At 59.5% G+C, this 1,163-nt stretch carries 1 protein-coding gene; it reads left to right on the top strand.

The genetic code is table 11. The features are described from left to right. Nucleotides 1-33 precede the first annotated feature (33 nt). A partial coding sequence (locus tag AB4Z27_RS29060; protein WP_441645990.1) for a T6SS immunity protein Tli4 family protein occupies nt 34-1,163 on the top strand: 1,130 nt, incomplete at its 3' end.

Raw genomic sequence — 1,163 nt, 5'->3', positions numbered from 1 at the left:
GGGGTACGGCGTCTCTACCGTGGGGACCGGTAAATGAAGCCCTTCACGATCAGTCGATGCCTGCTCACAGCTGTGGCCGTGTCGCTTCTGATGGGCTGCGGCCCGTCGCGCGCCGAACGTGAGGAGACAGAACGGGCACAGGAATGGCTTGAAACGTTACAGCAGGCCGCGCACGCGGCCTATTCGACGCAACCATCTGGCAAACATCGGGAGTGCTTGGGGCGACATGTTTTCGACGTAGACAACTCCGTCCAATGGCCCGTTAATCCTGACAAAGAGTTCGTCTTCTCTCTTCGACACAGCTACAACGTGAAAGAAGTGAACAAGATGGTCATCGATGACACCAGGATCGCAGTAATCTCCGATCCTGAAGCGGTGGAGTACATGTCGCACTTCAATTCTCGAGACTATCGCGGCGATCGCGCGCCTAGTGAATGGAGAGATGCGCGCGTTGCCGAATGGAAAGCTGATCTGGAGAACCCAAAGGCCTCCCCTGCTGACCGGCTATGGGCGGAGAACAGGCTCCTTAATCACGCATTGAACGAAGCCCGGGCGAGAATCGACCGTCGCTTCGATACCGGCCTTCCCGATAGCATTGCAATCTGGAATTCGGATTACCCCGAGCTTTATAGCGAAGACGACCCTCGTCGAGACAATCTCACGCAAACACTCACCGCCTACGTCTACCGCAAGCCCTGGCTACATATCTTCGAGCAGACCGGCCGGGCAGACCAGCCAGAGGCCAACCGGGCCCGCATGCGTGCCTTCCTCAAACGCTTCCGCGCGCGTGCCGAGTTCGAGATTCCCACCGAGCCCGGACTGTGCATCCCCTATGCCTTCCTGGCCGACGACGGCACGCTTCCCTTCCTCATCAAGCTCGGCATGCGCTATCCCGATGCGCTTGGCGTCACCTACACCTTCGACATGGGGTATCTGACCCCGGACACCGAGGGCGGCGGCCCGCTGTTGGATTCACTAGGCGTGGCCGCTATCGGCATCACCGGCTTGCCCGCCAACACGACCCTGCTGCAACGCATTGCCCGCAAGGCCGTCATCGACAGCCGCGAGACATTCGAGACCGGCGTGGTCGTACGCAATAACGGTGCCGACGAGATGGAGAAGTACAACGCGCATCAAAGCTACGATGACGAACAGCTGGAGCG

Source organism: Cupriavidus sp. KB_39, from assembly GCF_052114485.1.
Taxonomy (GTDB): Bacteria; Pseudomonadota; Gammaproteobacteria; order Burkholderiales; family Burkholderiaceae; genus Cupriavidus.
Note: the sequence above shows the minus strand (reverse complement) of the source record. Positions and strands in the feature narration are given on the sequence as shown.